A 15,416-nucleotide genomic window follows, 5' to 3' on the forward strand; every position below is an offset into this window, starting at 1 on the left:
GTGATATATTCACCCCAAATCAGCTTAAGCGCGGTCCTTAAACTGTAATGGACTCTTAAAGAAGTTTTTACTGATCGCGACCAAATGATTCCAGCGGCCCAGTAACTTTTTTTGATAACGCGTTTCGTAATCAAGCGCCGTCCGATCATCACTAACCCAGCTGTCGTTTAATAGCTTTTTTGCGTACATCACCGCGTCGGGTGAACGCTGAGTTAGCTGCTGAGCAAACTCTAATGCTTGCGCATAAGGATCATCACAAACCTTAGTGACCAAGCCGTACGATAATGCCTCACTGGCGTCGAATATTCGCCCGGTCATCGTCAGCTCTTTGGCAATATCAATCCGAGTTAACTCACGTAAGGTTACGGCCAAACTCATGTCTGGGATCAGGCCCCATTTAGCTTCCATAATTGAGAATCGACAATCGGGCGATGAATAACGAAAGTCAGCGCCCAAAGCAATTTGCAGGCCGCCGCCAAAACACGAACCATGAACAACCGCAATCACCGGCATTGGCAATGAACGCCATAAATAGCCAACATCTTGCGCAAGGTTTGACGGGGAATTATCTGTCTTTTTTAACAGAGTATGGACATTGAGCGGATTTTTCATCACCGAGGCCATATCAAGCCCAGCACAAAAACCTTTGCCCTGCCCTTTGAGGATCACCGCACGGATACTGCGGTTAGCTTTAAGTTCAGCTATCGTCTTGGTAATAGCATCGAACATCGCCATGTCGAGGGCGTTATATTTGTCAGGTCGGTTAAGACTGACAATGGCGATGTGTTCTTGGTATTCAATTTCAACTCGATTGCTCATAATGCACTCTATTGGCCAGACCAGTAGGGTGAATTAAAACACCTATTTGAATTTATTACTACTTAATTAGCCTAATGTTTAAGCTAATTATACCCGTGACCATTGGAAATTCAGGAGTTTGTGGTGTGAGTAAAATTCTATGTACAAGGCGCGCGATTGAGCAATAGCTGGCTATTGTGATTGAGCGCAACGCCGTAAATAGAGTTTTAAGCCGCTATAAAACCTGCAACATTTTTGGCTGAAATTTTATTTAAGCCTATTTAAGAAAAGTGCTGTTCGAGTTCGTCGGCGCCACCAATGAGTTGACCACTGATAAATATTTGCGGCACGGTGCTGCTGCCACTAATAGCTCGCAATGACAACAAGCTTGCGTCTTGCCCAATTACTACTTCTTCAAAGCTTAACTGCTTATCGCGTAATAATTGCTTGGCTCTGGCGCAATGCGGACAGCCGGCTTTAGTAAACAAGCTAATATCAACTGGGGCAACCGCGTCTTGATTAATATAGCTGAGCATAGTGTCGGCATCTGATACTTCAAACGGGTCGCCAGGCAAATCAGGTTCAATGAACATTTTCTCAATCACCCCATTTTTCACCAACATTGAATAGCGCCAGCTGCGTTTGCCAAAGCCAATATCCTGTTTGTCGACTAACATGCCCATGCCTTGGCTAAACTCACCATTGCCATCGGGGATTACGGTAATATTGTCAGCTTCTTGATCGGCCAACCAAGCGTTCATCACAAAGGTATCGTTAACAGAGATACAGACAATTTCATCAACGCCATTGGCCTTAAAAACAGCCGACAGTTCGTTATAACGCGGTAAGTGAGTTGATGAACATGTTGGGGTAAATGCGCCAGGCAAAGAAAAAACCACCACGGTTTTATTGGCAAAAAGCTGATCAGTTGTAATGTCTAACCATTGATCATTGGCTCTGGTTTTAAAGGTAACCGCTGGTACTGTCTGACCTGATTTGTCTGCTAGCATAATCTGCACTCCGTAATGAATTAATATTGCTTAAGTTGGTTTCACCAGTATGGACACTAATTGCCATTTGCACTAACCGGAAATTACTATCTTAACCATAGGTAAAATCTATCATTGAGTAATTTACGATTAACGATCATAACGAATAGCGTTGATATACCATAACTTATCACCACTAGGCGTCTTTACGACCACTTCGTCATCAACTTCCTTGCCGATAAGCGCACGAGCCACCGGCGAATCAATCGTAATGTGTTGGTTAGCGACATCGATTTCATCAGGCCCAACAATCCGGTACGTCACGGCTTGCTCTTGCTCATCTTCTATTTCGACATAAGCACCGAAATAAACTTTTCCCTCTTGCGATGGGGCGTAATGAACAATGGTTAACTCATCGAGTCGCTTCATCAAAAAACGCAAGCGTCGGTCAATAGAACGCAATTCTCGTTTGCCTTCTTTATACTCGGCATTTTCACTGCGGTCGCCCAAGGCTGCAGCCTCTGAAACCGCCCGAGTCACTTCAGGGCGTTTAATTTTCCACAAGTATTTCAACTCTTGATCAAGCTTATTCCAACCGCCTAGCGTCACTAAATTTGTTTTCATATTATTTGTTTTCAAGTCTAACTTAGGCTGATTCTAATACAATCGAATTTTATTAGGTATACTGATCGCCAATAAAAATTGTCGCGAGTTACCAATGTCATTAATAGTCAATGCCCTAGCCAGTGAATTAGCGGTTGATCCCACTCACATTAAAACGGCGATCAACCTATTAGACGGAGGCGCAACCGTGCCTTTTATCGCCCGTTATCGTAAAGAAGCAACCAATGGCTTAGACGATACCCAACTACGTCTGCTGGCTAAACGCTTAAGTTATTTACGCGCCTTGGCCGAGCGCAAGCTCACCGTAATAAATACTATTAGTGAACTCCGTAAATTAACCCCGGCGCTTGAGCGACAAATTAATCAACTCGACAATAAAACACAATTGGAAGACCTCTACCGGCCGTTTAAGTCGAAACGTCAAACCAAAGGCCAAATTGCTATCGCGGCAGGCCTCGAGCCATTAGCAAATAAGCTGTTGGCTGCGCCACAGACATCACCGCTGCAGCAGGCCAAGTTATTTATTAATCCCGCCCAAGCAATTACCAGCGCAGCTCAAGCACTTGACGGTGCAACGGCCATATTAATTGACCGCTTCGCCAGCGAGCCACAATTAATGGTCCAGATCAGAGATTACGTTTGGCACAATAGTCAATTAGAGTCCAAAGCCGCGCGCAAAAAGACCCCGCCGCTGGCCACTCAATTGGTCGACAAGTACCGTAATTATCTCAGTTATAGCGAGCCGCTAAAAAGAGTACCGTCGCACCGGGCTTTAGCAATGTTACGCGGCCGTAATGATGGGGTGCTCCAGCTCACTCTCAATTGTGATCCCCACCAGCAAGGCAATCGTTGCCTTCATGCTATTTTAAAAAAGTTTAACATTAATAACCAAGGTCGAGCGGCCGATGACTGGTTAATCGATGCGGCGACCCAATGCTGGAAAACCCGTATTTACCCTAGCATCGAAAATGAGTTGCTGGCGAAAGTCCGAGAGCAAGCCGATCAGCAAGCGATTGAAGTATTCGCCACTAACCTTAGTGACTTATTGCTCGCAGCACCGGCCGGAGAACATATTACCATCGGCTTAGATCCCGGCATTCGAACCGGTGTTAAGGTCGCGATTGTCGATGGTACGGGTAAAGTACTGGCCACCGACACCATTTACCCGCACCCGCCACGCAATCAATGGCAACAATCGATGACCACACTGGTTAAATTAGTTAAACAGCACCGAGTTAGTTTGATTAGCATTGGCAACGGCACTGGCTCACGCGAAACTGAAAAGTTAGTGCTGCAATGTAAAAAGGAGCATCCAGATTTTACTTGCACTAGCCTAATGGTCAGTGAAGCGGGCGCTTCTGTGTATTCCGCCTCTGAATTGGCCGCCTTGGAATTTCCACAAATGGATGTCTCCTTGCGTGGCGCAGTTTCTATTGCGCGGCGACTGCAAGATCCTTTAGCTGAGTTGGTTAAGATTGAACCCAAAGCCATTGGCGTTGGTCAATACCAGCACGACGTCAACCAAACGCAACTATCACAGCGTTTAGATGAAGTCGTTGAAGACTGTGTTAATGCGGTTGGGGTTGATTTAAATATGGCATCAGCACCGTTGTTATGTCACATCAGTGGCCTTAACAAAACGCTCGCGGCTAACATCATTGAGTATCGTGAAACCCACGGACGTTTCACCAGCCGCCAACAGTTACTCAAAGTGACACGGCTCGGCCCTAAAGCTTATCAGCAGGCTGCCGGTTTTTTACGGATCAACCAAGGCAAAAATCCACTCGACAACTCATCGGTTCATCCCGAGGCTTATGCTGTAGTTAAAGCGATGGCCACCAGCTTAGATCAAAGCGTCGGACAACTGATTGGCAATAGTCATAAATTAGCCCAGCTCAGTCCGGCCCAATTTACTGATCAGCAATTTGGCTTGCCGACCATTGAAGATATAATTGAAGAGCTCGACAAACCAGCGCGTGACCCCCGCCCTGAATTTACCACCGCCAGCTTTAAAGAAGGCATTGAGTCGATAAAAGACTTACAGCCAGCAATGATCCTTGAAGGCATTATTACCAATGTCACCAACTTTGGCGCTTTTGTCGATATTGGGGTTCACCAAGACGGCTTAGTACATATCTCAGCGTTAAGCGATCGTTTTGTCAGTGATCCCCGAACCGTGGTTAAAACCGGGCAAATTGTTAAGGTCAAAGTGCTCGAAGTCGATTGTCAGCGAAAAAGAATCGCCTTAACCATGCAACTTACCGCATCAGCATCAGAAAAAGAAAAAGTTGCAGCCGTGCAAAAAAACCAACAAACAAGCCGCAGCAACCTGCGCATAATAGTGGTTTTGCCGATGCATTTTCACGCGCTAAAAAAGGCAGTTAGTTAACCTGAGTTTGGATAAGCATTAAATTTGTTGTGATAAAGAACTGGCATTTAAGGGTTGTGATGCTTGGTTGTAAAAGGCATCGATATGACTAGACCGTCTTTTTAGGGTTGCTTGAAATTCCGGATCTTGCGACAGATTAATTCGGCGGTTAAAGCTGTCTGATTCAATTTGATGTAACGGCCGATATCCATCTTCAGTTTCATCACGCCCGGCGGCCAGTATGTCCTGACGGGCTTGTTGGGCCATCTGATCAGCCTTCATCGCCACCCGGCGATCTTGGCTTGATGGCTCAGCTGGCGCTAAAGCGGCGGCCTTTATTTGACGAGCTTTTCTTAAGGTCGCTTGCGGATCGTTAGCCACTACTGATGTATCTATTGACACCTCGCCTGATACGGCATATTTACCGCCATCAGGGCCAGTTTCATAACTGTAATTTGGAGCGCCCGCATATTGACCACCGGTTGCTGAGTGCGCCATTTCATGAGCCACCACTACCGCGTCACGCTGAGCCAATTCTGTTATTTTATGCTGTTCAGATTCGCTATAGCGACCACTGGGTTCATTAGCTTCGTCTGGAGTGGTTGGCGGGTTTTCTTCGGCCTGTTCTTTATTCTCAGGATCTTGTTGCGAGCCCTGCTGATTACCTTGCTGCTCTTTCTCTCGCTCAATTTCTTCCGGTGTCATCACCGTCGGCAGATCGTAAGTGGGATTAGTTACAATAGCTGGCTGTTGACGACTAGCGTCATGCTGCGAAGCCGTTGCTTGCTCTTTTAGGCTGGGCTCTACCGCGCCAGTAGGCGGAATGATCGGCCGAACCGCGTTATCTTGTACAACACGGTCGGTCGCAGGATTAGTAGTAACTAAGCTAACATTGGGATAATTGGTCGTTATATTCATAACTTTATTACAATATTAAACGCGAGTATCGATTAAACTGCCAACCACTTCATCTGCGGTTGAAATAACCGTAGCCGACGCGAGCGCTTGATGCTCAGCTACACGTAAATTAACAATATCTTCGGTCGCAGAGGTTTTTGGCCTGGAATCAAGCTGACTGACAGACTGTGCCGCTTGCTCGGTATCCGCAGTGCTAGCGTTATTGCTTGAACGATTAGCGATATTGGTCGCGCTTTCGGTCGCAAGCTCGGTCGCTTGTTGATAACCTGCAATTCCAGCATTAAACGCCGATTGAATTTCCATAGATGCCTCCGTTGATTTACAAACACCATAACAGTTCAATTATTATACAAACCACAACTAAATAGTAGTCTTTTTTACTAAAAATAGGTTGTTCTAATCGCCATTTTTCTTACTGTGTTTGATCTTGCTGTTGCTGTAATTGCCACACGGCTAGCATATGTTTTAGCAAGTTATTGATCCGTTGAGGACTATGCTTGGCTGCTAAACTATTATTAAGTGCTGGCACCGGATATTCACCCGCTTTCATATGCGTAAAGATCAAGCCAAATAGATCAAACAAAAAGGTCGCAAAATCGCCATCAAGGTAAACTTGCTCCCATGATACCCGCCCTTGCTCGGTATATGGCCGTAAAATTGACTCTAGCCGCTGGGTATAAATAGTGACTTCTGATTGACCGATGCATTGGCGTTTGATCATTTGTAGAAAGAGATCGAGACATTCACCGCGCGGCACAATATTAAAAAAGTCTGGTGCCGCTCTCATTAATTTATCGCCGTTTTTAGATCGGGCCAACACCGAGGCATAAAATAGCTCGAGCATATGAACCATTGCCCGATCAAAAACGCGCCCCTTGGGGCGCTGGGTTGCTATATTAGCGGCTTTATCGGTGGCAACTTGCTGTAGGACAATTTCACAGGCTTGACAAGCGTCGAGTTCATTGCTGATTAATTGACTTAACTTATCGGTCAAATCTGCAGGCACATTGCTATTTTTCAGCGCAATGCTAATGCCTTGTTCAAGCCAACTAGATAACTGCACCGCGACCTTTGCGTCGCAGTCCTTAGCGCAACTATGTTTGTTACTGCATTTCATACCATCCCCTTTATCAAAAACAGCGAAATCTGGTTGTTATATGCACAAAATCCTTAAGAATAACTACCGTAACATACCAAATTTTAAGCAGTACAGATAAAGCCATTAAGCTGCTCAATAAATAACTCGAGGTCGGTAATAAAGGGCGCATGTGACGCCTTGCCAAAAACAAACTTATCACTGCTAGGTACTAACAAATCAATTTTCTTAACTGCCCGCGAACTCACTAACGAATCAAGCCGACCATACAGCCGTAAAAATGGCTGCTTTACTTCAACCAACTGCTGGCGCAAGTCGACAGTTGCTAATAAATTCAGCCCCACTTTCAGTGCACGCGGATCAGGTAACGGCCGCTGTTTTAATACTTGATGCAGCGCTTTAATATCTTGGCGTGCCGACACACTGCCCATGGCTTGAATCGCCAAAAAGCGATCTAGCGTTGCTGAAAAATCATCGGCTAATTGCTGCTCGAACGTCGCTAACACGTCAGCGGCAATTCCAGGCCAATTAGCTTGCGCGACAAAATGAGGCGAACTAGCAACAGTAATTAACTTAGTCACGCGCTCAGGATAAGTTAGCGCGGCTTGAGTTGCGACCAAACCACCCAGCGACCAGCCTAGCCATACAGCAGGCTCGTCGATAGCTGCAACGGCTAAGTCGACCCAGTCGGCCAATTCAGCACTGACCAGCGGCTGTTCGCTTAAACCAAAGCCCGGCAAATCTATGGTATAAACCCGATAATCGAGTGCAAGTTTGTCAACAACCTGGTGCCAAACTCCGCCATTAAGGCCCCAACCATGGATCAGAACTATCGCCGGCCCTTGCCCCACCACTTCAACATGCAGTGGGGTGCTATTAAGGTGAGTTGCGATAGCCGTTACTGCGGCCGCATTTGATAAGTCATCAAGGATCGGGGTCGATTTAGTCATTTGCTACACTTAGCTCACATGAAAATTAATAATATCAGTTTAACATCATGGTCACGCCAATGGGTAACCCAGCCGCTCGCTAAGTTGCGCCAGCAATTACCCCACCGCTGCCTGTTATGTTTTCAACAAACCCAAGCTTATCACCAGCATTTGTGTAATTGCTGCCGAACTGATTTGCCTTATCCACCTTTTCTCTGTTTAGGCTGCGCCAGCACACTAGCTAGCGACAGTGCTTTATGTGGCACCTGCCTACATCAGCCGCCACTGCATCCGCTGCTCACCGCTAGCGATTATTTATCGCCACTTAAGGAGTTGATATCCGCCTTAAAATATCGCGGCAATAGCCAAGCTGCATTTGAATTGGCCCGTCATCTGAGCCGACGGGTTGAGCACAGTATCAGTCAAGGTTATATTAACAAACCCGAATTATTAATTCCGGTGCCGCTGCACCGTTGGCGTTTGTTAAGCCGTGGCTTTAATCAAGCAGAGTTAATTGCCAATCACTTAGGCCAGTTACTTAACATTGCCGTTGCTACTCCGTGCCAACGAGTGATCGCTACCCCAGCACAAGCCCAATTAAATGCCAAGCAACGTCGTCACAATTTAGACGGCGCATTTAGTTTCCCCGCTACTTTAGCCGTTGATAACATTGCGTTAGTTGACGATGTCTATACGACAGGCGCCACGATGAACGAATTAGCAAACACGATTACCAAGCATCAGCCGATAGATATCCAGTACTGGTGCATCGCCAGAACCCTAATATAACAGCAGCCTTGGATTTGGAGATTAAGATCAAATTCGCTGTCGTTGCGATAAAATTAACGATAGAATGGATATAACCTGACCAATAAGGTCAAGATTAATAGAATAAATAAGCAGCAATAGTCCAGAGGCTTTCAATGATTACAATTTCCGACACCGCGCAAGTTCATTTTTGTGAACTTCTCAGTAACCAGCCTGAAAATACCGCTATTCGCGTATTTGTGGTTAACCCTGGTACGCAGAATGCCGAATGTGGTGTTTCTTACTGCCCACCAGAAGCACTTGAAGATACCGACAAAAAATTTGAATACACAGGTTTCTCAGCGGTGGTCGACGCCCAAAGCGTGCCATTTCTTGACGAAGCTTCTATCGATTACGTTACTGACAAAATGGGCTCACAGCTTACGCTAAAAGCGCCAAATGCAAAAATGCGTCAAGTCAGTGAAGATGCACCATTAGTCGACCGAGTTGATTACTTCATTCAATCTGAAATCAACCCTAAACTAGCCAGTCATGGCGGTCAGGTTACTTTAATGGAAATTACCGATGACGGTATTGCCGTATTGCAATTTGGTGGCGGTTGTAATGGCTGTTCAATGGTTGATGTGACATTAAAAGAAGGCATTGAAAAAGAGATGCTTGAAATTTTTGCTAGCGAGTTAACTGCTGTAAAAGACATGACTGAACACCAATCAGGTGATCATTCTTACTATTAAGCCCAGCTAAGTAGTGACAGGATGAATATCGTCGCCCTTTGCCATTACCGCCAAGGATGGTGGTACTTAAATGTCTGGAACTGATTTCCTGCCATTGCATCACGACATTGCATGCAGGGATGCATGTACTTAATCTTTGCACCTGAGCATGGATGCTCGTGATTAGAGTAACGCAGGAGCAGTTACCGAGGAGCATCAAGATTGACCGTTCATCCTGAACATCGTCGCTCCTTGCAGTCCATTGCACCACGACATACCGTTCATCCTGAACATAAAAAAAGACACCCTAGGGTGTCTTTTTTATCTGGCTAAACTATTAATGTATAAAATAAAAATTCAATACATTAAAGGTTTAAAGAAGAATTACTTCTTAGAACCAAGTGCGCCAAAACGCTTGTTAAAGCGATCTACACGGCCACCTGAAGAAACTTCTTTTTGCTTACCAGTATAGAATGGGTGACATTCTCCACATACGTCAAGTGCTAGATCTTTACCAACAGTTGAACCAACGTTGATTACGTTGCCACAAGAACAAGTCGCTGTGATTCCGGTGTATGCTGGGTGAATACCTTGCTTCATAATAAAACCTCAAAATAGTTCGCATCGCTATCAAACCCTAAGTCAGACACCATACGAAGTTAATAAACATAAAATAGGGCGCGAATTATAAGTCAATACTTATTAACTTGCTAGTATTTTCGGCAGCAACAAACTGCTTAAGATCACGGATAGAATATTGTCCGCGACTCAAATGGCTCAAGTAGCGCTTCTAATTAAGCGACAGTCAGATTACACTAATTGCAATTATGTTATTACCACGCTGGAACCCATGTCCGACGCCAAATTAGTTGAAGTTGCACTGCCAATCCCCTTACGCCAACAATTTAGCTACCTGTGCCCTAACGACCTTTCATTGCCAGCTATCGGCAGCCGGGTTGTTGTGCCTTTTGGTAGTCGTCAACTTATAGGGTTAGTCACCGCCCACCCCGAACAAAGTGAGGTTAATTTAGCGAAACTGAAAACGATCAGTGAAAGCCTCGATCAAACTGCATTGCAACCAACCAGCATTCGCCGGCTACTAAGCTGGGCCAGTGATTATTACCTTTACTCATTGGGCGAAATATATCACCAAGCAATGCCGAGTTTGTTACGTAAAGGCGAGCCTGCTACGCTGGTTCCACCGCAAGTTTGGCAAACCACCGCTCAAGGTCAACAAGATGTCGATTTAGGCCGAGCGAAAAAACAAAGCCAAGCCTTAGCATTAATCAAAGCAACGCCGTTACTATCAACAGCGTGCTTACGTCAGCTCGACATTAGCGCAGCAACTCAAAAAGCCTTGCTTCAAAAAGAACTGATTGAACAAGTAAGCCAACCACTACCAGCCCCTTGTGCTTGGTCCGCAACTGACATTAATACAGACGATCGCCACAGTTTAAACCCCGAACAAGCGATTTGTGTTGCCGCGCTCAATCAACAAGCGCAGTTTAATATCAGCTTATTATTGGGCATTACCGGCAGCGGTAAAACCGAAGTTTATCTGCAAGCTATTGAGCGTGTGATCGAACAAGGTAAACAGGCGCTTATTTTAGTGCCCGAAATTGGTTTAACCCCGCAAACCCTGCATCGATTTCAGCAACGCTTTAATGTACCGATTGTCTTTTTACATTCAGGTCTTAATGATAAAGAGCGGTTAGACGGTTGGCTCAAGGCGAATAGCGGTCAAGCAGCGATCATTATTGGTACTCGCTCTGCCATTTTCACCCCAATGCTTAAGCCTGGTATTATCATTGTTGATGAAGAACACGACAGCTCCTTTAAGCAACAAGACACCTTTAGATATCACGCCCGAGACTTGGCCGCGGTACGATCGCGCCTGGAAAACATTCCATTAATTCTCGGCAGCGCAACCCCCTCGCTTGAAACCTTACAAAATGCCAAGTCTGGTAAGTATCAATTACTAACACTAACTAAACGTGCCGCCAATGCCAGCGAAGCAAGCCACCAAATTATTGATATCAAAGGTGTGCCCTTGCAAAGCGGCATGTCTCCACAACTGCTTGAACTATTACGTCATCACTTGACCCGGGGCAACCAAGTGATGCTGTTTTTGAACCGACGCGGTTACGCACCAGCCTTGTTATGCCACGAATGCGGCTGGCTTGGTGACTGCCAACGTTGCGACGCCCATTATACGGTGCACCAACGCTATCAATATATTCAATGCCATCATTGTGGATCGCAGCACCCAATTCCCAGACAATGCCCTGACTGTGGTAGCACCCAGTTAGTCACTGCTGGTGTTGGCACCGAGCAATTGGAGATAACCCTTAACGAGTTATTCCCTGATTTTAAAACCGTCAGGATCGATCGCGACAGCACCCGACGCAAGGGCGCACTGAATGAGTCGATTGCCGGCATTAATAACAATGACTACCAAATATTAATTGGCACCCAAATGCTGGCCAAGGGGCACCATTTTCCCAATGTCACGCTAGTCGCCCTGCTCGACGTCGATGGCGCGTTGTTTAGCGCTGACTTTCGCGCCAATGAAAAACTCGCACAACTCTATTTACAAGTTGCAGGCAGAGCAGGACGTGCCAGCAAACCGGGACAAGTAGTGTTGCAATCGCATCATCCCGAGCATCAGCTGTTACAACGTCTAAGCCGTGAAGGTTACCTGCCCTTTACCGAGTCGGCCTTAGCGGAACGGCGAGCCGCCCAACTGCCCCCCTTTTGGCATATGGGCTTAATCCGAATTGAGTCGCACGATCTTAGTCATATCAATCAATTTGTTAACGAGCTTAATCAGCACAGCAATAATTTGTTACGTCAATTAAGCAGTAAAGAAAATCCGGTTCGTCAAATTGGTCCGATGCCGGCACCGATGGAACGCCGTGCTGGCCGTTTTCGCTGGCAAGTGATTTTTGAGTCGTCAACACGCAGTCAATTACATAAGTTTTTTGTCGTATTAACCGCACAATTAGCCAAAACAAAATCGAATCGAAATGTTCGCTGGTCACTCGATATCGATCCAACGGACATGGTTTAGCACAAATAATCAAAATAACTGAAAAGGACGGGGTTATTTTCGATTTTTGCGTCCTTGCTAGCTAGAGCCTGAAACCTATTTGGGGTAGACTTGAATGCAGCCTGACCAAGGTTTCTTGGTCAACTCTATTTAATCTAGCTAGTGGTGAATCAACCTGATGAAAGAGAATATCCAACAATTACTTGAACAAACTGTCGCAATTTTGAAGCAGCAAGGGATTTTGCCTGCCGATGCCGCACCTAGAATTCAGGTAGATCGAACCAAGGATAAGTCTCACGGTGATTTCGCGACCAATCTAGCGTTAATGACCGCTAAGCCGGCCGGTAAAAATCCGCGTGAATTAGCCCAGTTAATTTGCCAATATTTACCGCAATCAGCAGTGATTGAAAAAACTGAAATTGCAGGCCCTGGTTTTATTAACTTTTTTGTTGCCGACAATGCCCTAACCGAGCAGCTCGAAGCCGCGTACCATGATAGCGCTTTAAATGTCACTAAGACTAGCGCCGCTCAAACTATCGTGGTCGATTACAGCGCGCCTAACCTTGCCAAAGAAATGCATGTTGGCCATTTACGTTCAGCGATTATCGGCGATAGTGTCGTACGGACGTTAGAATTTTTAGGCCATAAAGTTATTCGCCAAAACCACGTTGGCGATTGGGGCACCCAGTTTGGAATGCTACTAACCTACATGGAGCGCTTGCAACAGCAAGGTGGTGAAATTTCGATGGAACTGCACAACCTCGAAAAATTCTATCGCGCCGCTAAACAATGTTTCGATGATGATCCTTCATTCTCAACTCGAGCCCGTGAGTTAGTGGTATTGCTGCAATCAGGCGATAGCAAGTGTAAGGAGCTATGGCAGCAGTTTATCGATATTTCGTTAACCCACTGTCAAGCAGCGTACGAGATGTTAGGTGTCAGCCTAACCCGTGAAGACGTCAAAGCAGAGAGCTCGTATAACGATGATTTACAAAACGTCATTAACGAACTTAACGAGCAAGGCCTGTTAGTAGAAGACAATGGCGCCCAATGTGTATTCCTTGACCAATTTAAAGGTAAAGACGGCGAGCCATTACCGATTATCGTCCAAAAAACCGGTGGTGGTTTCTTGTATGCCACGACAGATTTAGCCGCGGTAAAATATCGTAACAACATCTTAAATGCCGACAGAGTATTGTATTTTGTAGATGCGCGCCAAAGTTTACACTTCCAACAAATTTTTACCCTCGCTAAAAAAGCCGGCTTTGCCAGCGAAGCGATGTCCTTAGAGCATATGGCCTTTGGCACAGTGATGGGTGAAGATGGTAAACCGTTTAAAACCCGTTCTGGCGAAGTGGCTAAGCTAGCCGATTTACTGATTGAGTCTCAGCAACGCGCTTATGACTTGGTTAAGCAAAAAAATCCTGACATGAGCGAGTCTGAACTAAAAAGCATTGGTGATGTAGTTGGTATCTCAGCGGTGAAATATGCCGATTTATCAAAAACTCGAACCAGTGATTACACCTTTAGTTTCGATAGCATGCTGAGCTTTGAAGGCAATACTGCTCCTTATCTGCTTTATGCTTATACGCGTGTATCAAGCATCTTTGCCAAAGCCGGTGTCGCTGCAGACGCACTTGAAGGTGAGATCAGCCTTAATAGCGAACAAGAGAAAGCCTTGGGCAACAAGCTAATGCAGTTTAACGATGCTGTTAACAATGTGGCCGCTAAAGGTTTACCGCATGTAATGTGTAGTTATTTGTTTGAATTGGCCGGCGCGTTCTCAAGCTTTTATGAAGCATGCCCGATCCTTATCGCTGAAGATCAAGCCGTTAAAAATAGCCGACTAAAATTGGCCGCGCTAACGGCAAAAACCTTGCAGCAAGGTTTATCATTGCTGGGGATCAAAACGCTGGAGCGGATGTAATAAATGGCGGATTACGCTAAAAAAGGTAAGCCGCGCGCCCCTGCGAATAAAAAAAACACGCGCCGGGGCAAAGCGACTCCGCCGCCAGCGCCTGCAAGCCGTACCGGACTGTGGGTTATGCTCGTACTGGTACTGCTAGCGATCGCCGGTTTTAGTTATTTTTTGTTTGCTATCGGCGGTAAAGCAGACCAAGTTCAAGCGCCTGTAGCCCCAACAGCCAATCCTAAACCTAGCCCTAAACCAGCAGCATTGCCGCAAGCGCCGCAACAAAAATGGCAATATATAGAGCGGTTAAAAGACAAAGAAGTGGTGGTTGACGTACCCAAGAAAATAATTAGCAATCAACAGTTTAGATTACAATGCGCCAGCTACAAATCATTGGGACAGGCCGATGGCCTTAAAGCAAAAATTGCTTTCCAAGGCTTTGAGTCCCACATCAAAAAAGTTCAAGGTAGCAGTAGCGATTGGTACCAGGTCTATTTAGGTCCATTTAAGACCCGGCGCAATGCCGAAGCAGCCCGTCACCGCATGCAACGCGCGCGTATTAACGGTTGCCAAATTTATTTTTGGCAAGGCTAACACCACTAAGGCGTAACCTCGGGTTATGCCTAGTCCCCTTGAAATAACAAAGTTAAGCCCCATCTATTCTTTATCAATTACTTCGGGTTTTAGACCCATGTCACAAAGGGATAAACCATGACCACTATTGTTTCTGTACGCCGTAACGGTAAGGTTGTTATCGCTGGCGATGGCCAAGTTTCATTAGGCAATACCGTAATGAAAGGTAACGCCAAAAAAGTACGACGCTTATATCACAATAAAGTACTGGCAGGATTTGCTGGCGGCACCGCCGATGCTTTTACTTTATTCGAACGCTTTGAAGCCAAATTAGAAATGCATCAAGGCCACCTCACCAAAGCAGCGGTTGAGCTGGCTAAAGACTGGCGCAGCGACCGTGGCTTACGTAAATTAGAAGCATTACTGGCCGTTGCTGATGAAACTGCCTCTCTTATCATCACTGGCAACGGTGACGTTATCCAGCCTGAGAACGATCTTATCGCGATTGGTTCTGGCGGCCCCTTTGCTCAGGCCGCGGCGACAGCCTTGCTTGAAAATACCGATTTAGATGCCCACGAAGTGGCCACCAAAGCATTAACTATTGCTGGTAATATCTGTGTGTTCACCAATGGCTACCATACTGTTGAAACCCTAGATGCATCGGATAAGGAAAAATAGC

The 15,416-nt window shown here is 45.8% G+C and carries 15 protein-coding genes; 7 read left to right on the plus strand and 8 right to left on the minus strand.

Features of this window, described 5'->3' with window-relative positions:
- Positions 1-24 precede the first annotated feature (24 nt).
- From HRU23_09265 to greB, 3 genes are all read right to left on the minus strand, one after another.
- A complete protein-coding gene (locus HRU23_09265) occupies positions 25-819 on the minus strand; it encodes a crotonase/enoyl-CoA hydratase family protein (GenBank protein NRA54318.1) in 795 nt (264 codons plus the stop codon).
- Positions 820-1,079: 260 nt separating this feature from the next.
- Positions 1,080-1,808 carry a glutathione peroxidase gene (locus HRU23_09270; protein NRA54319.1) on the minus strand — a complete coding sequence of 243 codons (729 nt, stop codon included), beginning with the start codon at positions 1,806-1,808 and terminating at the stop codon, positions 1,080-1,082.
- Positions 1,809-1,937: 129 nt separating this feature from the next.
- Entirely contained in the window at positions 1,938-2,411 is a 474-nt protein-coding gene (gene greB, locus HRU23_09275) for a transcription elongation factor GreB (protein ID NRA54320.1), read from the minus strand.
- 94 nt (positions 2,412-2,505) lie between these two features.
- Between greB and HRU23_09280 the strand changes: the two genes are divergently transcribed.
- Positions 2,506-4,800 carry an RNA-binding transcriptional accessory protein gene (locus tag HRU23_09280; GenBank protein NRA54321.1) on the plus strand — a complete coding sequence of 765 codons (2,295 nt, stop codon included), beginning with the start codon at positions 2,506-2,508 and terminating at the stop codon, positions 4,798-4,800.
- Positions 4,801-4,818: 18 nt separating this feature from the next.
- On the opposite strand, the gene HRU23_09285 is transcribed toward HRU23_09280, so the two are convergent.
- From HRU23_09285 to bioH, 4 genes are all read right to left on the minus strand, one after another.
- The gene (locus tag HRU23_09285) at positions 4,819-5,697 is read right to left on the minus strand and encodes a hypothetical protein (GenBank protein NRA54322.1); all 879 of its coding nucleotides are present in this window, start codon (positions 5,695-5,697) and stop codon (positions 4,819-4,821) included.
- Positions 5,698-5,712: 15 nt separating this feature from the next.
- Complete coding sequence (locus HRU23_09290) at positions 5,713-6,000, minus strand: hypothetical protein (GenBank protein NRA54323.1); 288 nt, start codon at positions 5,998-6,000, stop codon at positions 5,713-5,715.
- A gap of 109 nt (positions 6,001-6,109) precedes the next feature.
- Positions 6,110-6,814 carry a hypothetical protein gene (locus tag HRU23_09295; GenBank protein ID NRA54324.1) on the minus strand — a complete coding sequence of 235 codons (705 nt, stop codon included), beginning with the start codon at positions 6,812-6,814 and terminating at the stop codon, positions 6,110-6,112.
- Between the two features lie 83 nt (positions 6,815-6,897).
- Positions 6,898-7,743 carry a pimeloyl-ACP methyl ester esterase BioH gene (gene bioH / locus HRU23_09300; protein ID NRA54325.1) on the minus strand — a complete coding sequence of 282 codons (846 nt, stop codon included), beginning with the start codon at positions 7,741-7,743 and terminating at the stop codon, positions 6,898-6,900.
- A gap of 18 nt (positions 7,744-7,761) precedes the next feature.
- On the opposite strand from bioH, the gene HRU23_09305 reads away from it, so the two are divergent.
- Positions 7,762-8,511: a hypothetical protein gene (locus HRU23_09305; protein NRA54326.1), complete on the plus strand. Its 750-nt coding sequence runs from the start codon at positions 7,762-7,764 to the stop codon at positions 8,509-8,511.
- Between the two features lie 134 nt (positions 8,512-8,645).
- The gene (nfuA, locus tag HRU23_09310) at positions 8,646-9,224 is read left to right on the plus strand and encodes a Fe-S biogenesis protein NfuA (GenBank protein NRA54327.1); all 579 of its coding nucleotides are present in this window, start codon (positions 8,646-8,648) and stop codon (positions 9,222-9,224) included.
- A 363-nt stretch (positions 9,225-9,587) separates the two neighbouring features.
- Here nfuA and rpmE read toward each other — a convergent pair whose 3' ends face one another.
- Positions 9,588-9,803: a 50S ribosomal protein L31 gene (gene rpmE, locus HRU23_09315; GenBank protein NRA54328.1), complete on the minus strand. Its 216-nt coding sequence runs from the start codon at positions 9,801-9,803 to the stop codon at positions 9,588-9,590.
- Between the two features lie 250 nt (positions 9,804-10,053).
- Here rpmE and priA point away from each other — a divergent pair, with 250 nt between their 5' ends.
- The 4 genes from priA to hslV all read left to right on the plus strand — a co-directional run bounded on the left by priA (position 10,054) and on the right by hslV (position 15,415).
- The gene (gene priA / locus HRU23_09320) at positions 10,054-12,273 is read left to right on the plus strand and encodes a primosomal protein N' (protein NRA54329.1); all 2,220 of its coding nucleotides are present in this window, start codon (positions 10,054-10,056) and stop codon (positions 12,271-12,273) included.
- 157 nt (positions 12,274-12,430) lie between these two features.
- Entirely contained in the window at positions 12,431-14,179 is a 1,749-nt protein-coding gene (argS, locus tag HRU23_09325) for an arginine--tRNA ligase (protein NRA54330.1), read from the plus strand.
- Between the two features lie 3 nt (positions 14,180-14,182).
- Entirely contained in the window at positions 14,183-14,758 is a 576-nt protein-coding gene (locus HRU23_09330) for an SPOR domain-containing protein (protein NRA54331.1), read from the plus strand.
- Between the two features lie 117 nt (positions 14,759-14,875).
- Entirely contained in the window at positions 14,876-15,415 is a 540-nt protein-coding gene (gene hslV / locus HRU23_09335; GenBank protein NRA54332.1) for an ATP-dependent protease subunit HslV, read from the plus strand.
- The last annotated feature ends 1 nt before the right edge of the window (position 15,416 follow it).

This window comes from Gammaproteobacteria bacterium, from assembly GCA_013214945.1.
GTDB lineage: Bacteria > Pseudomonadota > Gammaproteobacteria > Enterobacterales > Psychrobiaceae > Psychrobium.

What these genes read in the sequence shown, in the direction of transcription:
- HRU23_09265 (NRA54318.1), bottom strand. Translation starts at nt 819, where the DNA reads ATGAGCAATCGAGTTGAAATTGAATACCAAGAACACATCGCCATTGTC.
- rpmE (NRA54328.1), bottom strand. Translation starts at nt 9,803, where the DNA reads ATGAAGCAAGGTATTCACCCAGCATACACCGGAATCACAGCGACTTGT.
- HRU23_09305 (NRA54326.1), top strand. Translation starts at nt 7,762, where the DNA reads ATGAAAATTAATAATATCAGTTTAACATCATGGTCACGCCAATGGGTA.
- priA (NRA54329.1), top strand. Translation starts at nt 10,054, where the DNA reads ATGTCCGACGCCAAATTAGTTGAAGTTGCACTGCCAATCCCCTTACGC.
- HRU23_09285 (NRA54322.1), bottom strand. Translation starts at nt 5,697, where the DNA reads ATGAATATAACGACCAATTATCCCAATGTTAGCTTAGTTACTACTAAT.
- argS (NRA54330.1), top strand. Translation starts at nt 12,431, where the DNA reads ATGAAAGAGAATATCCAACAATTACTTGAACAAACTGTCGCAATTTTG.
- HRU23_09280 (NRA54321.1), top strand. Translation starts at nt 2,506, where the DNA reads ATGTCATTAATAGTCAATGCCCTAGCCAGTGAATTAGCGGTTGATCCC.
- nfuA (NRA54327.1), top strand. Translation starts at nt 8,646, where the DNA reads ATGATTACAATTTCCGACACCGCGCAAGTTCATTTTTGTGAACTTCTC.
- greB (NRA54320.1), bottom strand. Translation starts at nt 2,411, where the DNA reads ATGAAAACAAATTTAGTGACGCTAGGCGGTTGGAATAAGCTTGATCAA.
- hslV (NRA54332.1), top strand. Translation starts at nt 14,876, where the DNA reads ATGACCACTATTGTTTCTGTACGCCGTAACGGTAAGGTTGTTATCGCT.
- HRU23_09295 (NRA54324.1), bottom strand. Translation starts at nt 6,814, where the DNA reads ATGAAATGCAGTAACAAACATAGTTGCGCTAAGGACTGCGACGCAAAG.
- HRU23_09270 (NRA54319.1), bottom strand. Translation starts at nt 1,808, where the DNA reads ATGCTAGCAGACAAATCAGGTCAGACAGTACCAGCGGTTACCTTTAAA.
- HRU23_09330 (NRA54331.1), top strand. Translation starts at nt 14,183, where the DNA reads ATGGCGGATTACGCTAAAAAAGGTAAGCCGCGCGCCCCTGCGAATAAA.
- HRU23_09290 (NRA54323.1), bottom strand. Translation starts at nt 6,000, where the DNA reads ATGGAAATTCAATCGGCGTTTAATGCTGGAATTGCAGGTTATCAACAA.
- bioH (NRA54325.1), bottom strand. Translation starts at nt 7,743, where the DNA reads ATGACTAAATCGACCCCGATCCTTGATGACTTATCAAATGCGGCCGCA.